Raw genomic sequence first — 26,778 nt, 5'->3', positions numbered from 1 at the left:
ATGATAACTACACTCGGGAAAATGCTTTTTACTAGTCTTTTCAAGGAAGAATCACCTTATGTCTGCATCTTCGGTTAAGCCGTTAAATGTTCAATTACCCGCAATAACCCTGATCCTTTTTGCGCTCTGTGTTGGGATATTTTGTTACCTCGCACAATGGATGAGTTACGAAGAAGTCGATCAATCCGCACTCATCCATCTCGGCGCTAACGTTGCTTCTCTCACGTTGTCGGATGAATCCTGGCGCTTATTGAGCAGTGTTTTTCTGCACAGTAGTTTTTCCCATTTGCTGATGAATATGTTTGCACTCCTGGTGGTGGGGACAGTGGCGGAACGGATACTGGGGAAATGGCGACTCCTGATTATCTGGTTATTCTCCGGCATCTTTGGTGGGCTGATCAGCGCCTGTTATACGTTACGCGAAAGTGAGCAGATAGTCATCAGCATTGGGGCATCCGGGGCAATTATGGGAATAGCGGGCGCTGCGATAGCAACACAGCTTGCTTCAGGTGCGGGCACACACCATAAAAACCAGCGGCGAGTATTTCCTCTGTTGGGTATGGTGGCGCTGACACTGTTGTATGGTACCCGGCAAACAGGAATAGATAACGCTTGCCACATTGGCGGCCTGATTGCGGGGGGCGCGTTGGGTTGGCTGAGTGCGCGTTTAGTTGGGCAAAATCGGCTCGTTACGGAAGGCGGGATTATTGTTGCGGTCACTCTTCTTCTGACCGGGACTATCTGGTTTGTGCAGCAGCAGATTGATGAATCAGTTTTACAGGTCGGGCAAAGCCTGCGTGAAGCGTTTTATCCGCAGGAGATTGAACAAGAGCGACGACAAAAAAAGCAGCAGTTAGTGGAGGAGCGCAACGCCCTCAGGGAAACATTATCCGCTCCGGTAAGTCGTGAGCAGGCCAGTGGTGATTTACTCGCTGAGATTGCCGATATCCATGATATGGCGATCAGTCGGGATGGTAATACGTTGTATGCCGCAATTGAAAACACGAACAGCATTGTTGTTTTCGACCTCGGACAAAAGAAAATCCTGCATACCTTTACAGCGCCCATAGCGAAAGAAAAGTCAGTCAAACATTGTGGTGGCTGTAAAGATCAGGGCGTCAGATCGCTGGCATTAAGCCTGGATGAAAAGTTGATTTATGCGACTTCATTTGAAGCGAATGCGTTATCGGTCATTAACGTGGCGACGGGGGAGATTATTCAGTCGATTACCACCGGCGCCCATCCTGACAGCCTTATCCTCTCGCGTGATGGCACAAAAGCCTGGGTGATGAATCGCACCAGCAATAGTGTGTCAGCGATTGATCTGGTGGCTTATCAGCATGTGGCGGATATCCCGCTGGAGAAATACGACGGGACGGGGATGAGCGGTAAACCAGGCGCCTGGGTTATGGCACTTTCCCCGGATGAAAAAACATTACTGGTTCCGGGAGCAGGCAGGGGTAACATCGTGCGGATCAATACCATCACGCATCAGAAAGAAGACTTTCCCGCAGGTGATGCGCGTGGTGTCGTTTCTGCGATGGGATTCCGACCAAAAAATGGTGAGATTATTTTTGCCGATAGCCAGGGGATTTCACGTATAAGAGCTGAGGATCAACAAGCCAGCATTATGACGCAATGGTGTAGCAGGAGCGTTTATTCCGTTGAGGGTATTAGCCCGGACGGTCAGTATTTAGCGTTGGTGTCATATGGCCTGCAAGGTTATGTCATCCTGCTCAATATTAATGCCGGGCAGATTATTGGCGTTTATCCCGCCAGCTACGTTAATAATCTTCGTTTTTCAGCGGATGGTAGAAAGATATTTGTTATGGCGAAGAACAGGTTAATCCAAATGGACAGGACGCGCTCGCTTGATCCGCAGGCAATTATTCGGCATCCCCAATATGGCGATGTGGCTTGTATCCCTGAACCGTAAGAAAAAAGGGCATGATAATCATGCCCCAGAGCGTGTTGAAAAAGTACGCTTTATCCTACAAAATCGCGAAAATTCAACATATTGTAAAAATCGCGTAGGCCTGATAAGCGTCGCGCATCAGGCACATTAACGTTTGCGAGCACGCAGACTCATCAGTACAGCGGCAAAACCAAACAGCGCCGTCAGCACCCACAGCGGCCAGTTGCCGGTTCGTGCGTACGGTGTGAGTCCGGTGGTTGGTGTCACGTTAGTGGTCAACACCTCGCGGGTGAACTGCGGGATCATCGCCTGAATCTCACCCTGCGGGCCAATCACCGCCGTAATGCCGTTGTTGGTGCTGCGCAACAGTGGGCGCGCCAGCTCCAGCGCACGCATTCGCGCCATCTGGAAGTGCTGCCATGGACCAATAGACTTACCAAACCACGCATCGTTGGAGATAGTCAGCAGATAGTCGGTATCCGGGCGGAAGTTATCGCGCACTTGCTCGCCGAGAATGATTTCGTAGCAAATGGCCGCAGTAAGTTGAATGCCATTCAACGACAGCGGTGGCTGAATATATGGTCCGCGGCTGAATGACGACATCGGCAAATCAAAGAACGGTGCTAACGGACGCAGTATCGACTCCAGTGGGACAAACTCGCCAAACGGCACCAGATGGTTTTTGTTATAGCGATCGGCTGATTCGTAGCTGTACGGCGCACCTTTACCCAGCGTGATGATGGTGTTGTAGGTATCGTAGCGGTTCTGTTTATTGAGACGCGCGTCGACAATCCCGGTGACCAGCGAGCTACCTTTATCGCGCAACTCACCGTCCAGAGCTTTGAGGAACGGTTGCTGATTAATTTCCAGATCGGTTATCGCCGACTCCGGCCAGATAATCAACGATGATTTGCCCATCAGCGGTGCCGTTGCGTTGTAGTAAATCTTCAGCGTATTAAGTAGCTGGTCTCCGTCCCATTTCAGCGATTGCGGAATATCGCCCTGAACCATCGAAACCTGAATAGTTTTTTCCGGTTGCGGGGTAAACCACTGGATGTAACGCAGCGGGAAGGGAAGGGCAAACAGCACGACGGCCACCACCAGCGGACGCCAGTTGCGTTTGACCAACGCCAGTGCCAGCAGGCCACTAACCATCATCAGCAGGAAGTTAATGGCTTCCACGCCCATTATCGGTGCCAGCCCTTTTAACGGGCCATCAATCTGGCTATAGCCGAACTGTAACCACGGGAAGCCTGTTAGTACCCAACCGCGCAGAAACTCGGTCACTTGCCAGAGAGCAGGGGCGGCAATCGCCACGCGCAGCCAGGTGGTTTTCGGCCACAGACGCGACAGCACGCCAGCAAACAGTCCGGTATACAGCGACAAATACGCCGCCAGCAGTACCACCAGGAAGATGTTAACCGGGCCAGGCATTCCGCCAAAGGTCGCGATGCTGACATAGACCCAGTTAATACCGCTGCCAAAGAGGCCAAATCCCCAGCAAAAGCCAATAGCGGCAGACTGGAGTGGACGGCGGTTAAAGGTCAACGCCTGAAGCCCCATCAGCGAAATAATCGCCGCAGGCCAGACGTCGTAAGGAGAGAAGGCCAGCGTTCCGCAGGCACCGAATAATAACGCCAGCAGCAGGCGAATGCGCTGGCGTTCAATTAATGAGGCAAAAGCCATGTAGTTATCTATCCAGTTTCGGTTTTATTCATCCAGCTTCGGCTGGGGTGAGTCATCCGGGATTTTGACATGAACCTGAATAATACGCCGACTGTCGGCCATCGCCACTTTGAACTGGTAACCGTCGATGTCGATGGTTTCGCCACGCGCCGGAAGATGCCCAAATGCCTGCATCACCAGACCACCGATAGTGTCAACCTCTTCATCGCTAAAGTGGGTGCCGAACGCTTCGTTGAAGTCTTCAATAGAAGCCAGTGCGCGCACGGTCCAGGTATGACGACTCAGCTGACGGAAGTCGATATCATCTTCTTCGTCATACTCGTCTTCAATCTCACCAACAATCAGTTCCAGGATGTCTTCAATGGTCACCAGACCGGAAACCCCACCGAATTCGTCAATGACGATCGCCATGTGGTAACGCTGAGAGCGAAACTCTTTCAGCATCCGGTCTACGCGCTTACTTTCAGGAACGACAACCGCCTGACGTAACACTTTGTCCATGCTGAAGGCTTCAGCATCGCTGCGCATAAACGGCAGCAAGTCTTTCGCCATCAGAATCCCTTCAATGTGATCTTTGTCTTCGCTAATCACCGGGAAACGTGAGTGGGCGGACTCAATGATGACATCAAGGCATTCGTCCAGCGTCTGGTTGCGTTTCAGGGTAATCATCTGGGAGCGGGGGATCATGATGTCGCGAACGCGTTGGTCTGCGATGTCCATCACCCCTTCGAGCATATCGCGCGTATCTTCGTCGATAAGGTCGTTCTGCCCGGAATCACGGATCAGCGCCAGCAGTTCGTCACGGTTTTTCGGTTCACCGTGGAAAAGTTGGCTGAGTAACAGGGAGAAAAATCCCTTCTTGTTGCTTATCGTGTCACTACTGTGTGAATTGTCGTCGCTCATGGCGTCGTATGGGTTCTCATGTTAGTTAATCAAAACGCCGTCGTTAATCACCAACGGCGGGGACGTCTGCCAGTCAAATGCCTGGCAAATTATTCTTTCTCGGCAATGTACGGATCCTCATAGCCCAGAGCAAGCATAATCTCTGTTTCGATGGCTTCCATTTCTTCTGCTTCGTCATCTTCGATGTGATCGTAACCTAACAAATGCAGACTGCCGTGCACCACCATATGCGCCCAGTGCGCCTCCAGTGGTTTGCCTTGCTCCTGAGCTTCCTTCTCAACCACCTGACGGCAGATAACCAGATCGCCCAGTAGCGACATTTCCATGCCAGGCGGTACTTCAAACGGGAAGGAGAGCACGTTGGTCGGCTTATCCTTACCGCGATAGGTCAGATTCAGACTGTGGCTTTCGGCGGTATCGACCACGCGAATAGTCACTTCCGATTCTTCCTGAAACTGCGGGATCACCGCATTCAGCCATGTCTGAAACTGGCTCTCTTCCGGTAACCCGGAATTATCTTCACATGCCAGTTGTAAATCGAGGATCACCTGACTCATTTTTGTTCCTGTTCTTCGCGCTTGCGTTCTGCTGCCAGCGCCGCTTTACGTTTTTGTTCGGCTTCTTCCCAGGCTTCATAGGCGTTAACGATACGCGCCACCACCGGGTGACGAACCACGTCTTCGCTGTGGAAGAAGTTAAAGCTGATCTCTTCGACATCAGCCAGCACTTCGATGGCATGACGCAAACCAGACTTGGTATTACGCGGCAGGTCGATCTGTGTGACGTCGCCGGTGATAACCGCTTTTGAGTTAAAACCGATACGGGTCAGGAACATCTTCATCTGTTCGATGGTGGTGTTCTGGCTTTCATCAAGAATGATAAACGCGTCGTTCAGCGTACGACCACGCATATAGGCCAGCGGTGCGACTTCAATAACGTTGCGCTCAATCAGTTTCTCGACTTTCTCAAAGCCCAGCATTTCAAACAGCGCGTCGTACAGCGGGCGCAGATACGGGTCTACTTTCTGGCTTAAATCGCCAGGCAGGAAGCCCAGTTTCTCACCGGCTTCGACCGCCGGACGAGTCAGCAGAATACGGCGAATTTCCTGACGCTCCAGGGCATCAACTGCCGCAGCCACTGCCAGGTAGGTTTTACCCGTACCCGCCGGGCCAACGCCGAAGGTAATGTCATGGTCGAGAATATTGGCGATGTACTGCGCCTGGTTTGGCGTGCGCGGCTTAATTACGCCGCGTTTGGTCTTGATATTGACCGCTTTGCCGTACTCCGGCACGCTCTCCGCGCTTTGCTCCAGTACCCGCGCTTCTTTAATCGCAAGGTGGATCTGTTCCGGTTCGATATCCTGAATCTGACCGCGCATCGGGGCAGTATCGACATACAGGCTACGCAGAATGTCTGCCGCAGCGGTGACGCAAATCGGACGGCCGGTCAGTTTAAAGTGGTTATCGCGGCGATTGATTTCGATGCCGAGACGGCGTTCGAGTTGTTTGATGTTGTCATCAAACGGGCCGCACAGGCTCAACAGACGCGCATTGTCTGCTGGCTCCAGGGTGATTTCGCGAGTGTCTATGTTCAAACCGTTCCTCTTATCTGTATGCCGCCGGAAGCTGAACATTCACCGGCCTATAAGGAAATTATTCACGCCACAGGAAAAAGGCGCAAGCATTGCGATAAAGATGGGGATAAAGAGAGAAAAAACAAGGCCCACCGGAACGGCGGGCCTGAGAATTACGGCTGATAATAACCCACGCCAAGGTCGTTTTCTTTGCGGGTACGGGCAATCACCGATTCCGGTGTTTCTGCCACGCGCAGACCCATTTCATCTTCAGTTCGCACCACTTTACCGCGCAGAGAGTTCGGGTAGACGTCGGTAATTTCTACATCGACGAATTTACCGATCATATCCGGCGTGCCCTCGAAGTTAACCACGCGGTTATTTTCAGTGCGACCGGAAAGCTCCATGATGCTCTTACGTGAAGTCCCTTCTACCAGAATGCGCTGGGTGGTGCCGAGCATCCGGCGGCTCCATGCCATCGCTTGCTGATTAATGCGCTCTTGCAGAATATACAGACGCTGCTTCTTCTCTTCTTCCGGAACATCATCAACCATATCGGCGGCTGGTGTACCCGGACGTGCAGAGAAGATAAAGCTGTAGCTCATGTCGAAATTGACGTCGGCAATCAGCTTCATCGTTTTCTCGAAGTCTTCGGTGGTTTCGCCAGGGAAGCCGACGATGAAGTCAGAGCTGATCTGAATATCCGGGCGCGCCGCACGCAGTTTACGGATGATCGCTTTGTACTCCAGCGCCGTATGGGTACGTCCCATCAGGTTCAGAATGCGATCGGAACCGCTCTGTACCGGCAGGTGCAGGAAGCTCACCAGCTCCGGCGTGTCGCGATACACTTCGATGATATCGTCGGTGAATTCGATCGGATGGCTGGTGGTAAAGCGAATACGATCGATCCCGTCGATGGCGGCAACCAGACGCAGCAGATCGGCAAACGTTCCGGTGGTGCCGTCGTAGTTCTCACCACGCCAGGCATTCACATTCTGACCGAGCAGGTTGACTTCACGCACGCCCTGAGCCGCAAGCTGGGCGATCTCAAACAGAATATCGTCGGACGGACGGCTTACCTCTTCACCACGGGTGTAAGGCACCACGCAGTAGGTGCAATATTTATTGCAGCCTTCCATGATGGAGACAAACGCGGTCGGCCCTTCGGCGCGCGGTTCTGGCAGACGGTCAAACTTCTCGATTTCCGGGAAGCTGATATCTACAACCGGGCTGCGGTCGCCGCGCACGGAGTTGATCATCTCCGGCAGGCGGTGCAGCGTTTGCGGCCCAAAAATAATATCGACATAGTGGGCGCGCTGGCGAATGTGCTCGCCTTCTTGCGATGCCACGCAGCCGCCGACGCCGATAATCAGGTCTGGATTCTTCTCTTTTAACAGTTTCCAGCGACCCAACTGATGGAAGACTTTTTCCTGAGCCTTCTCGCGGATTGAGCAGGTGTTCAGCAGCAGCACATCCGCTTCTTCCGCCACGTCGGTCAGTTGATAGCCGTGGGTGGCATCCAGCAGATCGGCCATCTTCGATGAATCGTACTCGTTCATCTGACAGCCCCAGGTTTTAATATGGAGTTTTTTGGTCATCGACTTGCTCTTGCGAAATAGTAGCCAGGAATGCAGGGCGCATAGTGTAATGCTTTGCTGCCGTTGTGACCAGTATGAGCGTTATCAGCCCTTGGGGGTAAAAATCCTGTAAACTTAAAGCATATTGCTAACAGGATGATTGACCATGACAAATCAACCAACGGAAATTGCCATTGTCGGCGGAGGAATGGTCGGCGGCGCGCTGGCGCTGGGACTGGCACAGCACGGGTTTACGGTAACGGTTATTGAACATGCCCAGCCTGCGCCGTTTGTTGCGGACAGCCAGCCGGACGTGCGGATCTCGGCGATCAGCGCGGCTTCGGTATCATTGCTTAAAGGGTTAGGGGTCTGGGATGCAGTACAGGCTATGCGTTGCCATCCTTACCGCAGACTGGAAACGTGGGAGTGGGAAACGGCGCATGTCGTGTTTGACGCCGCTGAACTTAAGCTACCGTTGCTTGGCTACATGGCGGAAAACACTGTCCTGCAACAGGCGTTGTGGCAGGCGCTGGAAGCGCATCCGAAAGTAACGTTACGTGTGCCAACCTCGCTGATTGCACTGCATCGCCATAATGATCTTCAGGAGCTGGAACTGAAGGGCGGTGAAACGATCCTCGCGAAGCTGGTGATTGGTGCCGACGGCGCAAATTCGCAGGTGCGACAGATGGCGGGAATTGGCGTTCATGCCTGGCAGTATGCGCAGTCGTGTATGTTAATTAGCGTACAGTGTGAGAACGATCCCGGCGACAGCACCTGGCAGCAATTTACCCCGGACGGACCGCGTGCGTTTCTGCCGTTGTTTGATAACTGGGCATCGCTGGTGTGGTATGACTCTCCGGCGCGCATTCGCCAGTTGCAGAATATGAATATGGCGCAGCTACAGGCGGAAATCGCGAAGCATTTCCCGTCGCGTCTGGGTTACGTAACACCGCTTGCCGCTGGTGCGTTTCCGCTGATACGTCGCCATGCGTTGCAGTATGTGCAACCAGGGCTTGCTCTGGTGGGCGATGCCGCGCATACCATCCATCCGCTGGCGGGGCAGGGAGTGAATCTTGGTTATCGTGATGTCGATGCCCTGATTGACGTTCTGGTGAACGCCCGCAGCTACGGCGAAGCGTGGGCCAGTTATCCTGTGCTCAAGCGTTACCAGATGCGGCGTATGGCGGATAACTTCATGATGCAAAGTGGTATGGATCTGTTTTATGCCGGATTCAGCAATAATCTGCCACCGCTGCGTTTTGTGCGTAATCTTGGTTTGATGGCGGCGGAGCGTGCTGGCGTGTTGAAACGTCAGGCGCTGAAATATGCGTTAGGGTTGTAGCCTCACAACATTGCTGGATGCATGCCAACCGTAGGTCGGATAAGACGCGGGCAGCGTCGCATCCGACTTTGAAGGATAAGACGAGTCAACATCGCATTCGGCATTGAATATACGCAGAAAAGCAAAAAGCTCGCCGAAGCGAGCTTTTTTAATGTGGCTGGGGTACGAGGATTCGAACCTCGGAATGCCGGAATCAGAATCCGGTGCCTTACCGCTTGGCGATACCCCAACTGGGTGCACTTACAAGGTAAGCGTCTTGAATAAATTGGCTGGGGTACGAGGATTCGAACCTCGGAATGCCGGAATCAGAATCCGGTGCCTTACCGCTTGGCGATACCCCAACAAATTGGTTTTTGAATTTGCCGAACATATTCGACACATTCAGAATTTGGTGGCTACGACGGGATTCGAACCTGTGACCCCATCATTATGAGTGATGTGCTCTAACCAACTGAGCTACGTAGCCAGATTGTTTCTTCGATGGCTGGGGTACCTGGATTCGAACCAGGGAATGCCGGTATCAAAAACCGGTGCCTTACCGCTTGGCGATACCCCAATAACCGGGCGGTGAACCGCTTATTCGAAGAATATGGCTGGGGTACCTGGATTCGAACCAGGGAATGCCGGTATCAAAAACCGGTGCCTTACCGCTTGGCGATACCCCATCCGTACAACGCTTTCTGGTGAATGGTGCGGGAGGCGAGACTTGAACTCGCACACCTTGCGGCGCCAGAACCTAAATCTGGTGCGTCTACCAATTTCGCCACTCCCGCAAAAAAAAGATGGTGGCTACGACGGGATTCGAACCTGTGACCCCATCATTATGAGTGATGTGCTCTAACCAACTGAGCTACGTAGCCATCTTTTTTTTCGCGATACCTTATCGGCGTTGCGGGGCGCATTATGCGTATAGAGCCTTGCAGCGTCAACCTCTTTTTCAAGGAAAATTGCTCGAAAGTGACTGTTTGGTTAGGTTGCGAACAGCATGGCGCTATATTCGTCAATTATTGTTTACTTTGTGTTTTTTCCCCACCCTACAGCCATTCTTTTGTCATACAGGATGAAATTCGGAATTCAACAATAGTGGTGGGAAATTAATCTATGAAATACTGGCCTACAGTAATGAGTTGTCAAACAGCGATGTGGCAAACCCGGAACATTTCCTTACTGCATATCAGAATCAACAAGCGCCCCAGTAACTGAAATTGCCCCGGATTTCTCCGGGGCAATATTACACGTCTTATTTATATGCCGACTGGTGAACGCCAACCGCGCGACCAGACGGATCGTCCATTTTCTTGAACGCTTCATCCCACTCAATCGCTTTAGCGGAAGAACAAGCGACGGAAGGACCGCCCGGCACGCACTCAGCGGCGCTCGGAAGCGGGAACAATTCTTCAAAGATCTCCCGGTACAGATACGCTTCTTTTGAGGTCGGCGTGTTGTACGGGAAGCGGAAGCGGGCAGTTTCCAGCTGTTGATCAGAAACCTGCTGCGCTGCCACTTCTTTCAGGGTGTCGATCCAACTGTAACCGACGCCATCGGAGAACTGCTCTTTTTGCCGCCAGGCCACGCTTGCAGGCAGATACGCTTCAAAACATTCACGCAGGATGTGTTTTTCCATTTTGCCGTTACCGCACATTTTATCCTGTGGGTTAATGCGCATCGCCACATCAAGGAATTTTTTGTCGAGGAACGGAACGCGTGCTTCCACGCCCCAGGCTGACATCGCTTTGTTGGCACGCGCGCAGTCATACATATGCAGGGCCAGCAGTTTACGCACCGTCTCTTCATGCAACTCTTTAGCGTTCGGCGCTTTGTGGAAGTATAGATAACCGCCAAACACTTCGTCAGAACCTTCACCGGACAGCACCATTTTAATGCCCATCGCCTTGATCTTACGCGACATTAAATACATCGGTGTTGAAGCGCGAATAGTGGTCACATCATAAGTTTCGATGTGGTAAATCACGTCGCGGATGGCATCCAGACCTTCCTGTACAGTGAAGTGAATTTCGTGATGCACCGTGCCCAGATGGTTTGCCACTTCCTGGGCTGCTTTCAGATCCGGTGAACCCGGCAGACCTACAGCAAAGGAGTGCAACTGCGGCCACCAGGCTTCAGAGCGTTCCTGATCTTCCACGCGACGGGCGGCGTATTTCTTGGTGATAGCGGAAATAATTGAGGAATCCAGACCACCAGAAAGCAGCACACCGTAAGGCACATCAGACATCAGATGGCTTTTAACGGAATCTTCCAGTGCCTGACGCAGCTCGTTTTTGTCGGTCACGTTATCTTTCACCGCATCGTAGTCGAACCAGTCGCGATGATAATAAGAACGGATTTCGCCGTCCTGACTCCACAAATAGCTCCCCGCCGGAAACTCTTTAATCGTGCGGCAAACTGGCACGAGGGCTTTCATTTCTGAGGCCACATACAGCTGACCGTGTTCGTCATAGCCCATATACAGTGGGATGATCCCCAGATGGTCGCGACCAATCAGATATGCATCTTTTTCGCTGTCGTACAGGGCAAAGGCAAACATGCCCTGCAAGTCGTCGAGAAATTCCGGCCCTTTTTCCTGATACAGCGCGAGGATCACTTCACAGTCAGACCCGGTCTGGAACTGGTAACGATCGCCATATTCAGCGCGCAATGCCTGGTGGTTGTAGATTTCACCGTTTACTGCCAGCACATGAGTTTTTTGTTGGTTGTAGAGAGGTTGCGCCCCCGCGTTAACGTCAACAATTGACAGACGTTCGTGGGCGAGAATGGCGTTATCGCTGGCATAAATGCCGGACCAGTCCGGGCCACGATGACGCATCAGGCGTGACAGCTCGAGTGCTTTCTTACGCAGCTCAACTGCGTCTGTTTTGATATCGAATACGCCAAAAATTGAACACATAACCTTCTCCGTTAACCTGGTATTTGTTGCTTGTTGTGTTTGCTTGTTTAAAAAATGCCGCAAAGCAGCACGGTGCGCAAGCGATTTGGCGGTGGAAAAATAAAAAACGTAATGGCGATTGCTGATTTGTGAAAAAGGATAGGGTGTGATGGCGTATTTATTGATGGATCGATAATTTTTGACGGGTTTTATTGAATAGGGTGATTTTAATGATGGGTAAAAATAAGAAACCACGCCCTGAGGCGTGGTTGCTATTCAGATAACGTCGATTTCAGCGACCGATGGGTAAATCCAACTTGGGCGGAACGGCATACTGTCGATATCGTCGAGCGACGAAACACCAGAAAGCACCAGAATCGTCTCCAGACCGGCCTGGAAGCCCGCCAGAATATCGGTACGCAAGTTATCGCCGACAATCACCGTTTCTTCCGAATGCGCCTGCATTTTGTTTAATGCCGCGCGGATGATCCACGGACTCGGCTTTCCAACATAGAACGGTTTGCGCCCGGAGATTTTCTCGATCCCTGCACACAACGCGCCACAGGCGGGATAAAAACCGCGCCCGTGGGTGTCCGGGTTGGTGGCGATAAAGCGTGCACCGTTAGCGACGAAATAGGCTGCTTTATGCATCATGTCCCAGTTGTAGGAACGCGTTTCGCCAACAATCACAAAATCAGGGTTCACATCGGTAATAGTGAAACCGGCTTTGTACAGTTCATGAATCAGTGCGCCTTCGCCCACCACATACGCTTTCTTGCCTTCCTGGCGACGCAGAAAATCGGCGGTCGCCATCGCGGAGGTATAAAACACGCTATCCGGTACATCGACACCGGCAGTGGCAAAGCGATTCGCCAGATCTTGCCCGGTCTGCGAAGGATAGTTGGTCAGCAACACCAGCGGCAGGCCTTTATCCATAATCCCGTGCAAAAATTCCGCTGCACCCGGTACGGCGACGTTATCGTGCATCAGCACGCCGTCGATATCGCAAATTACATTTTTAATGGTCATGGACTACCCAGAATATTGACAACAATAAGCGCCACTATAAAAGCACATTAATTTTCCAGCAAATGCTGGAGCAAAATACCGTTGAGCATGGCGCGTTTTACCAGCGCAAAAGCGCCGATTGCCGAGCGGTGATCCAACTCAGAACGTACCACCGGTAGATTAGTACGAAACGCCTTCAGCGCCTGGGTATTAATGCAGCTTTCAATAGCAGGGAGCAGCACTTTATCGGCTTCGGTGATTTCTCCAGCAATAACAATTTTTTGCGGATTAAATAAGTTGATAGCAATGGCGATGGTTTTACCCAGATGACGACCGACATATTCAATCACTTCCGAGGCCAGGCTATCGCCTTTGTTCGCGGCTTTGCAGATAGTTTTGATGGTGCAGTCGTCCAGTGGCACACGGCTCTGGTAGCCCTGCTTTAACAGATTCAACACCCGTTGTTCAATGGCAGCATTGGCGGCGATAGTTTCCAGGCAGCCAAAGTTGCCGCAGTGGCAGCGTTCACCCAGCGGTTCGACCTGAATATGGCCAATTTCACCGACGTTGCCGTTGCGCCCGATAAAAATTCGCCCGTTAGAGATAATCCCGGCCCCGGTTCCGCGATGGACACGCACCAGAATGGAGTCTTCGCAATCCTGACTTGCACCGAAGTAGTGCTCTGCCAGCGCCAGACTGCGGATATCGTGGCCGACAAAACAGGTCACTTTAAAACGCTCTTCCAGTGCTTCAACCAGCCCCCAGTTTTCTACCTGAATATGCGGCATGTAATGAATTTTGCCGCTGTCCGGGTCTACAAGCCCTGGCAGGATCACCGAAATCGCGATCAGCTCGCGTAGCTTGCGCTGGTAGCTATCAATAAACTGAGCAATGGCATTCAGCAGGGCATGTTCCAGCGTCTGCTGGGTACGTTCCGGCAGCGGGTAATGTTCTTCTGCCAGCACTTTGCTGCTGAGATCAAACAAGGTGATGGTGGCGTCGTGACGACCAAGCCGTACGCCGATTGCGTGGAAATTGCGGGTTTCGGTGACGATGGAGATAGCGCGGCGGCCCCCGGTGGAGGCCTGCTGATCAACTTCTTTGATCAGCCCGCGTTCGATAAGCTGACGCGTAATTTTGGTTACGCTGGCGGGGGCAAGCTGACTTTGCTCGGCAATCTGAATCCGCGAGATTGGCCCGTACTGGTCAATCAGGCGATAAACCGCCGCGCTGTTAAGCTGTTTTACGAGATCAACATTACCTATCTGAGCTTGTCCGCCTGGTGTCATACTTTCTCTTATTGAGTTACGACCTCGTTACCGTTAACGATGGTCCTGGTGATTTTAAAATCAGGTGTGAATGCAGTCAGGTTGGCTACTTTACCTGCGGCGAGCGTGCCGAGACGTTTCTCAACGCCAATCGCACGTGCCGGATAGAGCGTCGCCATACGCAGCACTTCATCCAGTGCGATACCACAATGTTCGACCAGATTACGCACGCCTTCAATCATGGTTAAGGATGAACCGCTTAACGTACCGTTCTCATCCACACAAAGGCCATTACGGTAGTATATTGTTTTACCCGCAAAAATGAACTGTTCAATGTTGGCACCTGCTGGCGCGGTGGCATCGGTAACCAGACACAATTTGTCGCCTTTCAGACGCTTAGCGTTACGAATGTTGGCGTAATCAACATGCAGGCCATCAGCAATAATACCGCAATAAATGTCAGCTTCGTCGAGGATCGCGCCCGCCAGGCCCGGTTCACGACCGGTAATATACGGCATCGCGTTGTACAGATGGGTGGCAAAGGTAATCCCCGCGCGGAAACCGGCTTTCGCTTCTTTCAACGTCGCGTTGGAGTGACCAGCAGAAACCACAATCCCGGCATTTGCCAGTTTGCTGATGACTTCCGCTGGAACCATTTCCGGTGCCAGAGTCACTTTGGTAATCACGTCGGCGTTCTCACACAGGAAATCGACCAGCGCGGCATCAGGCTTACGCACAAAATTCGGATTATGGGTGCCTTTTTTTACCAGATTCAGCCACGGACCTTCCAGATGCAGACCTAACGCCTGGTTCGGATGTTTTGCCAGGTACTCGCGCATAACGCGCACGCCCTGTTTCATCAGCTCATCGCTGGTGGTGATAAGCGTCGGCAGATAGTTAGTACAGCCTGATTTCTCATTGGCTTTCTGCATGATTTCCAGCGTTTCCACGCTGACCGCTTCAGCGGTGTCGTTAAACTGTACGCCGCCGCAGCCGTTTAACTGCACATCGATAAAACCGGGGGAGAGAATGGCCCCGTTCAGTGAACGTTGTTCGATCTCTGGCGGCAGTTCCGCTACCGGACAGACGCTTTTAATCAGGCCATCAGCGATAACAACCGCGTGGTCATCAAGAAATTCGTGGCCGGTAAAGATCCGGCCCTGGGTTAATGCATACATTCTGACCCCCGATTTTAAAAAATATTGCCCTGAGCAAGGTGTCAGGGCAGGGATAATAATTACAGACCTTTGATATTTTCTGCTTCTAATTCATTGAAATATCTTAAAGTCTTAACTTTCAGCTCCATGGTGGAAGGTTCATCGCACACCATGATCGCTTTTGGATGCAGTTGCAGACAGCTGATGGTCCACATGTGGTTCACGCAACCTTCAACGGCGGCCTGCAGTGCCAGTGCTTTCTGACTACCCAGCACCAGAATCATCACTTCTTCGGCATCCAGCAATGTACCAACACCGACAGTCAGGGCATATTTTGGCACCTGATTAACATCGTTATCAAAGAAACGAGAGTTCGCGACGCGAGTGTCATGAGTCAGGGTTTTGATACGAGTACGAGAAGCCAGAGAAGACGCCGGTTCGTTAAATGCAATATGACCGTCGTTACCTACACCGCCCATAAACAGATGAATTTTTCCGTAAGAACGGATTTTTTCTTCATACTGGCGGCATTCGGCGTCGATATCCGGGGCGTTGCCGTTGAGAAGGTTGATATTTTCTGCTGGAATATCAACGTGATCGAAGAAATTACGGTGCATAAAGCTGTAGTAGCTTTCCGGATGCTCTTTCGACAGACCGACATATTCGTCCATGTTGAAGGTGACAACGTGCTTAAAGCTGACCTGGCCTGCTTTATGCATTTCGACTAACGCTTTATAGGTGGTCATCGGCGTGCCGCCAGTCGGCAGGCCCAGTACAAACGGACGATCGGCAGTCGGTTTGAACGCATTGATACGATTGACGATATGGCGAGCAGCCCATTTGCCGACCTGTTCAGCGGTAGTCAGGGGGATCAGTCTCATTATTCACCTCAATAAGTAAAATGTAAGCCGTTGGCGGATTAGGCATCTTTAAGCGTAACCTGGATTTGCGCAGACAGGCGTCAATCCGACCTGATTTTTTGAATGATAAAATAAGTTTTCTGGTTTAGCCAGTAAAAGGGAGTGATGATAACGATATTTGGTGACAAAACTCACAAAAGACACGCGTTTAATTTGCGATACGAATTAAATTTTCACACACTCTGTAGCAGATGATCTAACAATCTGATTACAGAACATCGGCAGTACAATTTGCAGCAAAATAAAAATACGGCTTTAAACGAGCCAAATAGGATTCTCGTAGGGGGAATAAGATGAATATTTTAGGTTTTTTCCAGCGACTCGGTAGGGCGTTACAGCTCCCTATCGCGGTGCTGCCGGTGGCGGCGCTGTTGCTGCGATTCGGTCAGCCAGATTTACTTAACGTTGCGTTTATTGCCCAGGCGGGCGGTGCGATTTTTGATAACCTCGCATTAATCTTCGCCATCGGCGTGGCATCCAGCTGGTCGAAAGACAGCGCAGGTGCGGCGGCACTGGCGGGTGCGGTAGGTTACTTTGTGTTAACCAAAGCGATGGTGACCATCAACCCAGAAATTAACATGGGTGTACTGGCGGGTATCATTACCGGTCTGGTTGGTGGCGCAGCCTATAACCGTTGGTCCGATATTAAACTGCCGGACTTCCTGAGCTTCTTCGGCGGCAAACGCTTTGTGCCGATCGCCACCGGCTTCTTCTGTCTGGTGCTGGCGGCCATTTTTGGTTACGTCTGGCCACCGGTACAGCACGCTATCCATGCAGGCGGCGAGTGGATCGTTTCTGCGGGCGCGCTGGGTTCCGGTATCTTTGGTTTCATCAACCGTCTGCTGATCCCAACCGGTCTGCATCAGGTGCTGAACACCATCGCCTGGTTCCAGATTGGTGAATTCACCAACGCGGCGGGAACGGTTTTCCACGGTGATATCAACCGCTTCTATGCCGGTGACGGCACCGCGGGGATGTTCATGTCCGGCTTCTTCCCGATTATGATGTTCGGTCTGCCGGGTGCGGCGCTGGCGATGTACTTCGCAGCACCGAAAGAGCGTCGTCCGATGGTTGGCGGGATGCTGCTTTCTGTTGCTGTTACTGCGTTCCTGACCGGTGTGACTGAGCCGCTGGAATTCCTGTTCATGTTCCTTGCACCGCTGCTGTACCTCCTGCACGCACTGCTGACCGGTATCAGCCTGTTTGTGGCAACGCTGCTGGGTATCCATGCCGGCTTCTCTTTCTCTGCGGGGGCTATCGACTACGCGTTGATGTATAACCTGCCGGCCGCCAGCCAGAACGTCTGGATGCTGCTGGTGATGGGGGTTGTCTTCTTCGCTATCTACTTCGTGGTGTTCAGTTTGGTTATCCGCATGTTCAACCTGAAAACGCCGGGTCGTGAAGATAAAGAAGACGAGATCGTTACTGAAGAGGCTAACAGCAATACTGAAGAAGGTCTCAATCAACTGGCAACCAACTATATTGCTGCGGTTGGCGGTACTGACAACCTGAAAGCCATTGACGCCTGTATTACTCGTCTGCGCCTTACCGTGGTTGACTCAGCTCGCGTCAACGATGCGATGTGTAAACGTCTGGGTGCTTCTGGGGTAGTGAAACTGAACAAACAGACTATTCAGGTGATTGTTGGCGCGAAAGCAGAATCCATCGGCGATGCGATGAAGAAAGTCGTTGCCCGTGGTCCGGTAGCCGCTGCGTCAGCTGAAGCAACTCCGGCAACTGCCGCTCCTGTAGCAAAACCGCAGGCTGTACCAAACGCGGTATCTATCGCGGAGCTGGTATCGCCGATTACCGGGGATGTTGTGGCACTGGATCAGGTTCCTGACGAAGCATTCGCCAGCAAAGCGGTGGGTGACGGTGTGGCGGTGAAACCGACAGATAAAATCGTCGTATCACCAGCCGCAGGAACAATCGTGAAAATCTTCAACACCAACCACGCATTCTGTCTGGAAACCGAAAAAGGCGCGGAGATCGTCGTCCATATGGGTATCGACACCGTAGCGCTGGAAGGTAAAGGCTTTAAACGTCTGGTGGAAGAGGGCGCGCAGGTAAGCGCAGGGCAACCGATTCTGGAAATGGATCTGGATTACCTGAACGCTAACGCTCGCTCGATGATTAGCCCGGTGGTTTGCAGCAATATCGACGATTTCAGCGGCCTTATCATTAAAGCTCAGGGCCATGTTGTGGCGGGTCAAACACCGCTGTATGAAATCAAAAAGTAATCTGCTTTATGTCTGATGCGACGCGGCAGCGTCGCATCCAACAATAAAAAGCGGCAGGGATCTTCTCTGCCGCTTTTTTTGTCTGAGATTACATTGGGAAGATAAAAACAGCGCCTGCACAAAGCGCCAGAATGCGGATGAGATACATTGGTACAGAGAACACCCAGAATTCGGGAAGTTTGTATTTCCCCATTCCGAGGATCATGGCTGGCATTCCGTCAATAGGCATATAGCCGCCATTCCAGCCAGAAATCACCACCGCAATCGCGGCAGCGGTCGGGTTAAGCCCAAGGCTAGTACAGGCGGCAATGGCGATGGGGGCAAAAATATATACTGACCCCATATTCGAACCCGTGAAGGTGGCGCAGGTACTGGTAAGCAAAGCAAAGGCGACAATAAATACAAACGGTGAGACGCCAGAACCGAGCACACCTGCAACGGCATCGCCAACCATCGCCGTAAAGCCGGTGCCCGCCAGTGCATCAGCTACATCGATCACCCCCGCCATCATTAAAATGACCGGAGCCCCCATATGATCGCGAACTTCTTTGAAGTCCAGTACATCGATCATCAGAACAAACGCACCCGCAAGACCCGGAATAACGAAGGCGATATTTCCCAGAATGTTCATTAGCATCATGCCGATAACGCTGACAGCGAATGCGGCAATAGTGCAATATTCTTTCCAGGCAGGAAGGGCGTTAAACGTTTCCTCGCGTGCCGCCAGCGCATCCTCGGAAGCATCCGCAATGGGATGATCCGGAAGAAAACGGTAGGCAATAAGACTCCATGCGAGGAAAGCCGCTGACATGATGAGATTCACCAGCGCAAAGCGCCCCATCGAAATCTCCTGATGAAACCCCGCGGTTTCGAGTATGGTCGCCGTAACGCCAAAGAGAAGCGCGAGATTGATAGGAAGAAGCGGGTGGTTGGTGGCAAATCCCAGGGGCATCATTAATTTCGATGTTGGTAGCTTTTTACTGTACGGAATGGTGGATACCAGCGACAGAATTAGCACGTAATAACCGGTCGCTCCGGTGCCGGCAAGACTGGCACCCAGCATAACAATGACTAACAACAGCCCATAGCTGCGGTAACTGCCTTTATTGACCAGGCTTATCATCGCAGATTTAACGTTGCTGATAAGCCGGGTTTTTTGTAGCGCCGCCATGACCACCATAAACCCTGCAATCATCACCACGCTTGGATTGACGAATCCGGCAAAAGCCTGTTGAACGGTCGAAAGTCCCGATACAACCAGCAATAAACACGCAAGCAGTGGCGGTGCGCCAAAAGGCATTTTGTCCGACATGATCAGCACGATCATCAGGACCAGTATTCCTAATGCCAGGATCATTTCCATTGTCATTTTTTCTCTCCTTTTAGGCTTCCAGCATGTCGCGCGGTACTTTAAAGACCGCTTTGCGTATTGAAGTAGCCGTGCCAATTGCGCACAGCGCCTGGTGAGGTTCCTCAGGCATAAAGACGGCGAAATCACCGGCGTGTAGGGTGATGGCGACACTGTTTTCAGGGGATGGGGCGATAAACAGATCGGGCTTACGTTCTTCATCGTTTTCGCGAGCGATGGGCCGCGTTCCCGCATTAATGCCCTCACAACCAGTAATCACCACCTGTATATCGGCCCATAAATGGTGATACTCCGTATGGCGGAGTTCGGCGGGTTGCGTGTCTGAAGTTCCCAGCGTGCAGAACCACCGACATCCTTCAGGTTGCCAGCGACCGTCCTCTCTGGTGGATAACGCCGATAACGAACACTCCGGGCGCAGCAGAATATTTCTCACCCAGGCAGGAAGCCCCGCCAGCGACAAATGGTTGAGATTACCGATAATCATGATGCCTGCCCCTTAACCCACTCGGGGGAGATGCGTACGTACTTGATGGCCTGACGCCACCAGGTGTAAGCGATATGTAGCGTACCGTCCGGGCTTTGTTTGATGCTGGGGTAGGAGAACTCACGATTTAGCTTTTCCAGGGAATTGTTGGTCATGCAGTAGCCGTCGCCTTCATCGAGATTGCGCCGCCACGGCCAGCTTTTCCCACCATCGGCAGAAATCGCTACCGTCATCGGCGCGCGTGGGGCCCCCCAGAAAGCGGAGCGTCCGACGGCTGTCGGTTCTTTGCGGCTGTCGTCGCCATCGTCGATTTCGTCATAAAGCGACGCGCGACGTTCTACTGCGCCTGCCGCACTCATCGCGTTGTACACCAGCGCCAGTTCGCCGCTGGCAAGTGTCGTTACCTGAATAGACGAATTGTTGTTGGGCAATTCGGTTGCTTGCGGTACTGACCAGCTCTCGCCGTTGTCCGCGGAATGGCTGATATAGATGTTGTCTGCCCAACGGCTGCGAAAGAGAGCAACCAACGTACCGTTGTGCAGCATTGTGATATTCATATGAACACAGCCAAGACTTTGCGGCACCTCGACATCGCGCCAGGAGTGACCACCGTCAGCGGAAATTTTCACTGCGCTGATATCATCATTGCCGACCCATTTTTCGCCGGGTTGGGTACGGCAATAAAAGACGGGCAGCAGCCAGTTGCCGTTATCAAGCACCGTGATTGGCTGTCGAATGAACGTACCGGGTTTATCAAGCAGGGTGGCAATCTCGCCCCAGGTTTGTCCGAGGTCGTCTGACTTACGGTAGCGGACGATGGCGGTGTCCTGATTACCGGATATTTGTGCGGTCCATAGGAGCCACAGCACGTTATCCGGCGCGAGAAACAGCACCGGGTTTTGCTCTGAACGCGTGTCATCGTGGGAAAGTTTGACCGCATCGCTCCACTGCATTCCGCCAGCGGGCAATCGCGATCCCCAGACAGAAATATCGGCAATACCTTCCTGCGTTCCCGCAAACCAGACGCACATTAACGCGCCATCCGGCAAAGGCAGAATATTCGCCGCGTGGTTTTGCGGGCAGGACGAGGGCAGCATGGCGGTAAGCATATGCGAATCGTTTTCGGATGGACGGATGACGCCGTCACGAATAAGGGCTACAGACATAGTTAGACTCCATCTTAAAGTTGGTAATAGATTTATTAATGCGAGTGCGATTCATGCGTTTCGATCAATGTCGAAACTTTTTTATTTCTTCTTTCACGGATAATATTGAGTGTCTCAACACTTAATGAGAAAAATATCGCGAAGTAGAGATACTCTTTGGCAATATGAATGTTGAGACTATCGGCAACCAGCAATACACCGACAAACAATAAAAAGGTTAACGCCAGTATTTTTATTGACGGCGTGGCGTTAACGAAATCACCAATTGTTTTCGCCGCAAACATCATGACACCGACGGCAATCATTACGGCGGCAATCATGATAAATATATGCTGAGAAAGGCCGACGGCGGTGATCACCGAATCCAGGCTAAACACGATATCGAGCAGCATTATCTGTACAATGGCACCGCACAACGACAGTTGCCGCGATCCGCTGCCATGTTCGTCTTCCTGCGCGGGCGACAGCTCTTCGCGTATCTCCTGTATCGCTTTATAAATCAGGAACAGCCCGCCCCCGAGCAGAATCAAGGTGCGGAACGAAATCTCCAGCGTCAGCACGGTAAAAAGCGGCTGGGTAATATGTGAAAGCCACGCAATGGATATCAGCAATAATATCCGCATAATCATCGCGCAGCTTAAACCCAGTTTACGCGCCATATTTTGTTGTGATAACGGAAGTTTTGCCACCACCAGTGAAAGAAAAATAATATTATCCACCCCAAGAATAATTTCCAGAAAGGTGAGGGTAATTAAAGTGAGCCAGATATCTGGCTGCATAAACCACAAAAACATGGGGTGATCCTTTATTCTCTTTATCTAAACTTTATAGCGGGCTGGATAATAGAGTTAATTTAATTAATGTTATAATGACGAATAATTTGTTGAATCTCGCTGATCTGTTCAGGCGTGAAATTAACCGCGTAGCGGCTATCACCAACATCATGCCCCATAAGCTGCAACGCTTTTTTCACCGCAGCCGGGGAGAATGCTACTTTATAAAGATCGGTACGCAGGCCCGTTACACTCTCCTGTGCTTCATAAGACCCTTCAATATCACCGGCATGGAAGCGAGACCAGATGGCATTGATTTCTCGCGGCGCGATGTTGGCGAGCCCAGAGATACAGGCTGAACATCCCTCGACAAACCCTTTATGGATCAGCGAATCCGGGCCGTTGAGCACATTAAAGCCGTCAATGTCGCGCACCGCATCGAGAAAACCCTTCAGGCTTTCGTCGCTTCCGGCGCTGTCTTTAATCCCAATGATATTGGGGTGCGACGCCAGAGCACGCGCGGTTTCTGGCTGGATCGTATTGCCAGTGCGGGCCGGGATGTTATAGAGAAACATCGGAATGCTCAGTGCGTCGGCAATTGCGCTGTAATGCGCAATCAACTCTTCCTGTTTCAGCGGTACGAAGTAAGGGGCAATGACCGACACGGCATCTACGCCAAGTTTTTCAATCTGCTGACCCAGACGAATCGTTTCGCGCGTAGAGATCTCGCCAATGTGTGCCACGACCGGCGCACGACCAGCCACTTCATCCATGCAGGTTTGCGTAACGCTGAGCTTCTCCTGTTCATTCAACACAAAAAACTCGCCGTTGGTGCCGCCGCAAAAAATCGCGTTACCCGCTTCCAGTTGACGATTCACCTGCACTTTTAACGCCGGGATATTCAGACTGCCGGTCGCGGTAAACGGGGTGACGATAGCGGTTAATACACCTTCAATGGTTTTCGGCATGATTTATTCCTTAAATTGATGTTGCGGAAACAGTGTTTGGTAAATGGCCTGTACGTCCTGTAGATCAAGCTGGCACGGCACATTGTTCATAAGGCGCTTCACGTTCAGTGCCGCCTCGCTAAGAGAGGCAATATCCTCTGGCGGTACGCCGAGATCCGCGAGATTGTTGGGTAGCTTGAGTTGATTGACTAATGCCTGTAACCAGGTCACCAGGGCATGAGATTTTTCTTCCGCGCTCAGGGCGGTTTCCGCATCGGGAATGCAATCCCAGACCCGGGCAAATTTCTCGACCGCCCAGGGGCGAACAAACGCCATGCACGGCGCCAGCAAGATGGCATTCGCGACGCCATGCGGCAGATGATATTTGCCACCTAACGGGTAGGAGAGCGCATGAACGAGATGCGTGCCCGCATGGGTTATCGCTACGCCGCCATAGTAAGACGCCCACAGCATTTCCAGTTTTGCGCGCAGATCCTGAGGATCGTTCACGGCGGGTTGAATGTGCCGGAAAAGTTTACTTAACCCAGTCAGCGCCGCGTTATCGCTGACCGGATTTGCCACGGTCGCGGTAAAACACTCCAGTAAGTGGCAAAGAGCATCAATGCCCGTGGACGCCGCAATATGCGCGGGCATGCTGGTGGTCAGTTCCGGGAAAAGCGCCACATAGTCTGGTAACAGCACCTGGGAAATAATACCCACCTTCGTGCTTTGCTCAGGGATTGCCAGAATCGCATTCGGCGTGGCTTCTGAGCCGGTTCCGGCGGTTGTAGGAATCAACCATGATTGCACCCGCTGAGTCGGTTTTTCACCCGCAAGCAGCGCATCCAGCCCCGGAGATTGTGGATGGCAAAGCACCGATAGCAGCTTTGCCACATCCAACACGCTGCCACCGCCGATCCCGACCACCACATCAAAAGAGGCATCGCCAAGGACATCCATTAGCTGGCGCACATCATGATGCGTGGGCTCTGCGGGCACATTATCGATAACGTTAACCTGCGGGCAGTGCTTTTCCAGTAAGGCGCGAATCTGCTGCACACCGTCGAGCTGCGCAATATTACGGTCAGTGACCAGCAGCATTTTTCTGATGTCGGGTAAGAGCGACGTCAGGGAAGGGATAGCGCCTGCGCCGCTCAGTATCGTGCTATTGATAATTACCACAAATAACCTCTCTTCTGGTGATTGAATTCAATCATTCAAAATGCCGTAGCCTACGTAACATGGTCTAATTTTATAATTTATTCGAGTGATTAATAACTTGAGCTTGCTCACATTTAATCAATCATGATCGAATATAATCATTGTTATCATAAAACAACCTGGTGTGATGATGGAAAAGGGAATCACTAAGCCGAGCATTCTCGTCGTTGCCGATGATTTCACGGGAGCCAACGACGCGGGGGTAAGCCTGGCGCAGGTGGGGCATACAGTTGATGTGGCCTTTGAAATGCCTTATCGCGGTGATGCCAGCGTATGGGTGATTAACAGCGACAGCCGGGCGATGGATCCTAAGCTGGCGGCGATGAAAATAACCTCGCTGATGAGTCATCTCCCTCTGGCGAATAACCCGCCGCTCGTGATTAAAAAGATAGATTCCACGCTGCGAGGCAATATCGGCGCAGAAATTGAAGCCCTGATGAAGGCATGCGGTATAACGGGCGCAGTGGTTGCCCCCGCATTTCCTCAGGCGGGAAGGACCACAGTGGCCGGTGAGTGTTGGGTAAACGGTGTGCGGATAACGGAAACCGAGTTTGCCAGCGATCCGAAAACCCCGGTATTGAGTGCCCGAATTGCGGACATCATCCGGTTGCAGACGGTCATTCCATGCCAGCCCGTTACGGTTTCTCAGCTCAGCCATTTGTCTTATGAGCAACCGTGGATTGGCGTGATAGATGCGCAGACGGACAGCGACCTGGATCGCATCGCTGCCGCTGTGATGCAGGCTAAACAACCGCTGCTGCTGGTCGGCTCCGCTGGTATTTGTGATGCCGTTGCCCGGCGCTCCGCGATTATGCCGCCACCCACCGTGCTGGCCATTATTGGTTCAATGAGCGAAATCGCTCAACGGCAGATCGCCACACTTCATTCACACCCACGTATCACACAGATATACGTCGATGTTGAACACATTCTGGCAGGCAATGCCAGTGACTATGACGCGCGTATTGTGCAGGCCTTGCAGAAAGGCGACCACTGCATTGTCCACACCTGTAACGATTCTGTAGCAAGACATCAGATCGACACCCTTTGCCAGCGTTGGCAGATGAGTCGCGCTGCACTTGGGGAAAAAATTTGCCGGTTTCTTGGCGAACTTACCCGGCAAGTTCTGCTTCGCACAATGCCCGATGCGCTTTATCTCTCTGGTGGTGATGTCGCAATGGCAACAGCCAGTGCGTTAGGCGCGACCGGATTTCGTATTACGGGGAAGGTGGCGCAATGCGTTCCATACGGTCACTTTCTGGGCGGTGTCTGGTCCCGTTCGGTGATGACGAAAGCCGGTGGGTTTGGCGATGAGACCACGTTGCATCAGGTTCTGAATTTTATCGAGGAGAAGTGTAGTGAATAATATTATTGCGGTAACGATGGGTGACCCGGCGGGTATTGGCCCGGAGATCATTATTAAATCCCTGAGCGAAGCCGGGCTTGCTGGTGCCCCGGTGGTGGTGGTGGGCTGTGTGCGTACGCTGCGACGTATTATGGCGATGAATATCACGCCGCAGGCAGAGTTACGCGTCATTCAAAAGGTGTGCGACGCCCATTTTGCTCCCGGCGTGATTAACGTGATGGATGAGCCGCTGGCTAACCCCGATGCGCTGACACCCGGAGTGGTACAGGCTGTGGCAGGCGATTTAGCGTATCGCTGTATCAAACGTGCAACGGCTCTGGCCTTATCAGGCGAGGTGAAAGCCATAGCCACTGCGCCGCTGAATAAAGAAGCGCTGCATCTTGGCGGGCATAACTATCCGGGGCATACGGAATTGCTGGCCCATCTTACCGCCAGCAAAGAGTACGCGATGGTGCTCTATACCGATAAGCTCAAGGTTATCCATATTTCGACGCATATCTCACTGCGTAAATTCCTGGATACCTTGAATGGTGAAAGGGTCAAAACGGTTATTCGTGTTGCGAACCACTTCCTGAAACGTGTTGGTATTGAGCGTCCGCGTATTGCCGTGGCGGGTGTAAATCCACATGCAGGGGAACATGGTTTATTCGGCACTGAGGAAATCGAGATTATCGCGCCTGCGATTGAAGCAATGCAGGCCGAAGATATTGATGTTACTGGCCCGTGCCCGCCAGATACCGTGTTTATGCAATGCCATGAAGGGCTATTCGATATGGTAGTGGCTATGTACCACGATCAGGGGCATATCCCTTTAAAACTGCTTGGATTTTATGATGGGGTGAATATCACCGCCGGGTTGCCATTTATTCGCACTTCTGCCGACCACGGCACCGCGTTTGATATTGCCTGGACAGGAAAAGCCAAGTCTGAGAGCATGGCAGTTTCCATCCAGTTAGCAATGCAGATTTCGCGAGAATAA

21 protein-coding genes and 7 tRNA genes are annotated in these 26,778 nt (G+C 52.1%); 5 read left to right on the top strand and 23 right to left on the bottom strand.

The window, feature by feature from the left end; genetic code table 11:
• The first annotated feature begins 58 nt into the window (after positions 1-58).
• On the top strand, positions 59-1,936 hold the full coding sequence (locus tag C4F37_RS02335) for a rhomboid family intramembrane serine protease (protein WP_001538452.1): 1,878 nt from the start codon (positions 59-61) through the stop codon (positions 1,934-1,936).
• A gap of 126 nt (positions 1,937-2,062) precedes the next feature.
• On the opposite strand, the gene lnt is transcribed toward C4F37_RS02335, so the two are convergent.
• The 5 genes from lnt to miaB all read right to left on the bottom strand — a co-directional run bounded on the left by lnt (position 2,063) and on the right by miaB (position 7,675).
• Complete coding sequence (lnt, locus tag C4F37_RS02330) at positions 2,063-3,601, bottom strand: apolipoprotein N-acyltransferase (RefSeq protein WP_001538453.1); 1,539 nt, start codon at positions 3,599-3,601, stop codon at positions 2,063-2,065.
• A gap of 24 nt (positions 3,602-3,625) precedes the next feature.
• Entirely contained in the window at positions 3,626-4,504 is an 879-nt protein-coding gene (gene corC / locus C4F37_RS02325) for a CNNM family magnesium/cobalt transport protein CorC (protein WP_001278605.1), read from the bottom strand.
• Between the two features lie 89 nt (positions 4,505-4,593).
• The gene (ybeY, locus tag C4F37_RS02320) at positions 4,594-5,061 is read right to left on the bottom strand and encodes an rRNA maturation RNase YbeY (protein ID WP_000084467.1); all 468 of its coding nucleotides are present in this window, start codon (positions 5,059-5,061) and stop codon (positions 4,594-4,596) included.
• Positions 5,058-6,098: a PhoH family protein gene (locus C4F37_RS02315; protein WP_001018040.1), complete on the bottom strand. Its 1,041-nt coding sequence runs from the start codon at positions 6,096-6,098 to the stop codon at positions 5,058-5,060. Before C4F37_RS02315 ends, ybeY begins: the two co-directional genes overlap by 4 nt.
• Positions 6,099-6,250: 152 nt before the next feature.
• Positions 6,251-7,675 (bottom strand): tRNA (N6-isopentenyl adenosine(37)-C2)-methylthiotransferase MiaB, encoded by a 1,425-nt coding sequence (miaB, locus tag C4F37_RS02310; RefSeq protein ID WP_000162748.1) that lies wholly within the window; start codon positions 7,673-7,675, stop codon positions 6,251-6,253.
• Between the two features lie 145 nt (positions 7,676-7,820).
• On the opposite strand from miaB, the gene ubiF reads away from it, so the two are divergent.
• Positions 7,821-8,996 (top strand): 3-demethoxyubiquinol 3-hydroxylase, encoded by a 1,176-nt coding sequence (ubiF, locus tag C4F37_RS02305; RefSeq protein ID WP_001538454.1) that lies wholly within the window; start codon positions 7,821-7,823, stop codon positions 8,994-8,996.
• A gap of 154 nt (positions 8,997-9,150) precedes the next feature.
• Here ubiF and C4F37_RS02300 read toward each other — a convergent pair.
• The 12 genes from C4F37_RS02300 to nagB all read right to left on the bottom strand — a co-directional run bounded on the left by C4F37_RS02300 (position 9,151) and on the right by nagB (position 16,194).
• Positions 9,151-9,225 (bottom strand) — tRNA-Gln (locus C4F37_RS02300).
• A 37-nt stretch (positions 9,226-9,262) separates the two neighbouring features.
• Positions 9,263-9,337, bottom strand: a tRNA-Gln gene (locus C4F37_RS02295).
• 48 nt (positions 9,338-9,385) lie between these two features.
• A tRNA-Met gene (locus tag C4F37_RS02290) sits at positions 9,386-9,462 on the bottom strand.
• Positions 9,463-9,477: 15 nt separating this feature from the next.
• Positions 9,478-9,552, bottom strand: a tRNA-Gln gene (locus C4F37_RS02285).
• Positions 9,553-9,586: 34 nt separating this feature from the next.
• Positions 9,587-9,661, bottom strand: a tRNA-Gln gene (locus tag C4F37_RS02280).
• A 23-nt stretch (positions 9,662-9,684) separates the two neighbouring features.
• Positions 9,685-9,769: transfer RNA gene (locus C4F37_RS02275), tRNA-Leu, on the bottom strand.
• A 10-nt stretch (positions 9,770-9,779) separates the two neighbouring features.
• A tRNA-Met gene (locus tag C4F37_RS02270) sits at positions 9,780-9,856 on the bottom strand.
• A 380-nt stretch (positions 9,857-10,236) separates the two neighbouring features.
• Positions 10,237-11,901: an asparagine synthase B gene (gene asnB, locus C4F37_RS02260; protein WP_000337077.1), complete on the bottom strand. Its 1,665-nt coding sequence runs from the start codon at positions 11,899-11,901 to the stop codon at positions 10,237-10,239.
• Between the two features lie 255 nt (positions 11,902-12,156).
• Positions 12,157-12,909, bottom strand: a complete 753-nt coding sequence (gene nagD / locus C4F37_RS02255; RefSeq protein WP_000153129.1) for a ribonucleotide monophosphatase NagD — start codon at positions 12,907-12,909, stop codon at positions 12,157-12,159.
• Between the two features lie 47 nt (positions 12,910-12,956).
• Positions 12,957-14,177 carry a DNA-binding transcriptional regulator NagC gene (gene nagC, locus C4F37_RS02250; protein WP_000187594.1) on the bottom strand — a complete coding sequence of 407 codons (1,221 nt, stop codon included), beginning with the start codon at positions 14,175-14,177 and terminating at the stop codon, positions 12,957-12,959.
• Between the two features lie 8 nt (positions 14,178-14,185).
• Positions 14,186-15,334 carry an N-acetylglucosamine-6-phosphate deacetylase gene (gene nagA / locus C4F37_RS02245; RefSeq protein WP_000271154.1) on the bottom strand — a complete coding sequence of 383 codons (1,149 nt, stop codon included), beginning with the start codon at positions 15,332-15,334 and terminating at the stop codon, positions 14,186-14,188.
• A gap of 59 nt (positions 15,335-15,393) precedes the next feature.
• Positions 15,394-16,194 carry a glucosamine-6-phosphate deaminase gene (gene nagB, locus C4F37_RS02240; RefSeq protein ID WP_001538456.1) on the bottom strand — a complete coding sequence of 267 codons (801 nt, stop codon included), beginning with the start codon at positions 16,192-16,194 and terminating at the stop codon, positions 15,394-15,396.
• Between the two features lie 332 nt (positions 16,195-16,526).
• On the opposite strand from nagB, the gene nagE reads away from it, so the two are divergent.
• Positions 16,527-18,473, top strand: a complete 1,947-nt coding sequence (gene nagE, locus C4F37_RS02235; RefSeq protein ID WP_001023115.1) for a PTS N-acetyl glucosamine transporter subunit IIABC — start codon at positions 16,527-16,529, stop codon at positions 18,471-18,473.
• An 88-nt stretch (positions 18,474-18,561) separates the two neighbouring features.
• Here the strand turns inward: nagE and C4F37_RS02230 are convergent, their stop codons facing one another.
• From C4F37_RS02230 to C4F37_RS02205, 6 genes are read right to left on the bottom strand one after another with little or no spacing between them, the layout of a single operon-like run.
• Positions 18,562-19,842 (bottom strand): SLC13 family permease, encoded by a 1,281-nt coding sequence (locus C4F37_RS02230; protein ID WP_001538458.1) that lies wholly within the window; start codon positions 19,840-19,842, stop codon positions 18,562-18,564.
• Positions 19,843-19,855: 13 nt separating this feature from the next.
• A complete protein-coding gene (locus C4F37_RS02225) occupies positions 19,856-20,326 on the bottom strand; it encodes a YhcH/YjgK/YiaL family protein (RefSeq protein ID WP_000583482.1) in 471 nt (156 codons plus the stop codon).
• Positions 20,323-21,492 carry a sialidase family protein gene (locus C4F37_RS02220; RefSeq protein ID WP_001556858.1) on the bottom strand — a complete coding sequence of 390 codons (1,170 nt, stop codon included), beginning with the start codon at positions 21,490-21,492 and terminating at the stop codon, positions 20,323-20,325. The genes C4F37_RS02225 and C4F37_RS02220 overlap by 4 nt, the downstream gene beginning before the upstream one ends.
• A gap of 35 nt (positions 21,493-21,527) precedes the next feature.
• Positions 21,528-22,286, bottom strand: coding sequence for a TerC family protein (locus C4F37_RS02215; protein ID WP_000480546.1), 759 nt, complete (start codon positions 22,284-22,286; stop codon positions 21,528-21,530).
• A 59-nt stretch (positions 22,287-22,345) separates the two neighbouring features.
• Positions 22,346-23,233 carry a dihydrodipicolinate synthase family protein gene (locus tag C4F37_RS02210; protein WP_001538460.1) on the bottom strand — a complete coding sequence of 296 codons (888 nt, stop codon included), beginning with the start codon at positions 23,231-23,233 and terminating at the stop codon, positions 22,346-22,348.
• Between the two features lie 3 nt (positions 23,234-23,236).
• Positions 23,237-24,394, bottom strand: coding sequence for an iron-containing alcohol dehydrogenase (locus C4F37_RS02205; RefSeq protein ID WP_001538461.1), 1,158 nt, complete (start codon positions 24,392-24,394; stop codon positions 23,237-23,239).
• A gap of 169 nt (positions 24,395-24,563) precedes the next feature.
• Between C4F37_RS02205 and dtnK the strand changes: the two genes are divergently transcribed.
• Both dtnK and C4F37_RS02195 read left to right on the top strand, forming a co-directional pair.
• Positions 24,564-25,799 (top strand): D-threonate kinase, encoded by a 1,236-nt coding sequence (gene dtnK / locus C4F37_RS02200; protein ID WP_024186803.1) that lies wholly within the window; start codon positions 24,564-24,566, stop codon positions 25,797-25,799.
• Positions 25,792-26,778 (top strand): D-threonate 4-phosphate dehydrogenase, encoded by a 987-nt coding sequence (locus C4F37_RS02195; RefSeq protein ID WP_001538463.1) that lies wholly within the window; start codon positions 25,792-25,794, stop codon positions 26,776-26,778. Before dtnK ends, C4F37_RS02195 begins: the two co-directional genes overlap by 8 nt.

It is taken from the genome of Escherichia sp. R1 (assembly GCF_003000935.1).
Lineage (GTDB): Bacteria > Pseudomonadota > Gammaproteobacteria > Enterobacterales > Enterobacteriaceae > Escherichia > Escherichia coli.
The sequence above is the reverse complement of the archived record's forward strand: the minus strand, read 5'-3'. Positions and strand labels throughout refer to the sequence as shown.

Bases quoted from the DNA above. Each gene is read 5' to 3' on its own strand.
- dtnK (WP_024186803.1), top strand. From the start codon at position 24,564: ATGGAAAAGGGAATCACTAAGCCGAGCATTCTCGTCGTTGCCGATGAT.
- C4F37_RS02215 (WP_000480546.1), bottom strand. From the start codon at position 22,286: ATGTTTTTGTGGTTTATGCAGCCAGATATCTGGCTCACTTTAATTACC.
- nagE (WP_001023115.1), top strand. From the start codon at position 16,527: ATGAATATTTTAGGTTTTTTCCAGCGACTCGGTAGGGCGTTACAGCTC.
- nagB (WP_001538456.1), bottom strand. From the start codon at position 16,194: ATGAGACTGATCCCCCTGACTACCGCTGAACAGGTCGGCAAATGGGCT.
- ubiF (WP_001538454.1), top strand. From the start codon at position 7,821: ATGACAAATCAACCAACGGAAATTGCCATTGTCGGCGGAGGAATGGTC.
- C4F37_RS02335 (WP_001538452.1), top strand. From the start codon at position 59: ATGTCTGCATCTTCGGTTAAGCCGTTAAATGTTCAATTACCCGCAATA.
- asnB (WP_000337077.1), bottom strand. From the start codon at position 11,901: ATGTGTTCAATTTTTGGCGTATTCGATATCAAAACAGACGCAGTTGAG.
- C4F37_RS02225 (WP_000583482.1), bottom strand. From the start codon at position 20,326: ATGATTATCGGTAATCTCAACCATTTGTCGCTGGCGGGGCTTCCTGCC.
- C4F37_RS02210 (WP_001538460.1), bottom strand. From the start codon at position 23,233: ATGCCGAAAACCATTGAAGGTGTATTAACCGCTATCGTCACCCCGTTT.
- C4F37_RS02220 (WP_001556858.1), bottom strand. From the start codon at position 21,492: ATGTCTGTAGCCCTTATTCGTGACGGCGTCATCCGTCCATCCGAAAAC.
- ybeY (WP_000084467.1), bottom strand. From the start codon at position 5,061: ATGAGTCAGGTGATCCTCGATTTACAACTGGCATGTGAAGATAATTCC.
- nagA (WP_000271154.1), bottom strand. From the start codon at position 15,334: ATGTATGCATTAACCCAGGGCCGGATCTTTACCGGCCACGAATTTCTT.
- corC (WP_001278605.1), bottom strand. From the start codon at position 4,504: ATGAGCGACGACAATTCACACAGTAGTGACACGATAAGCAACAAGAAG.
- lnt (WP_001538453.1), bottom strand. From the start codon at position 3,601: ATGGCTTTTGCCTCATTAATTGAACGCCAGCGCATTCGCCTGCTGCTG.
- C4F37_RS02230 (WP_001538458.1), bottom strand. From the start codon at position 19,842: ATGACAATGGAAATGATCCTGGCATTAGGAATACTGGTCCTGATGATC.
- nagC (WP_000187594.1), bottom strand. From the start codon at position 14,177: ATGACACCAGGCGGACAAGCTCAGATAGGTAATGTTGATCTCGTAAAA.
- miaB (WP_000162748.1), bottom strand. From the start codon at position 7,675: ATGACCAAAAAACTCCATATTAAAACCTGGGGCTGTCAGATGAACGAG.
- nagD (WP_000153129.1), bottom strand. From the start codon at position 12,909: ATGACCATTAAAAATGTAATTTGCGATATCGACGGCGTGCTGATGCAC.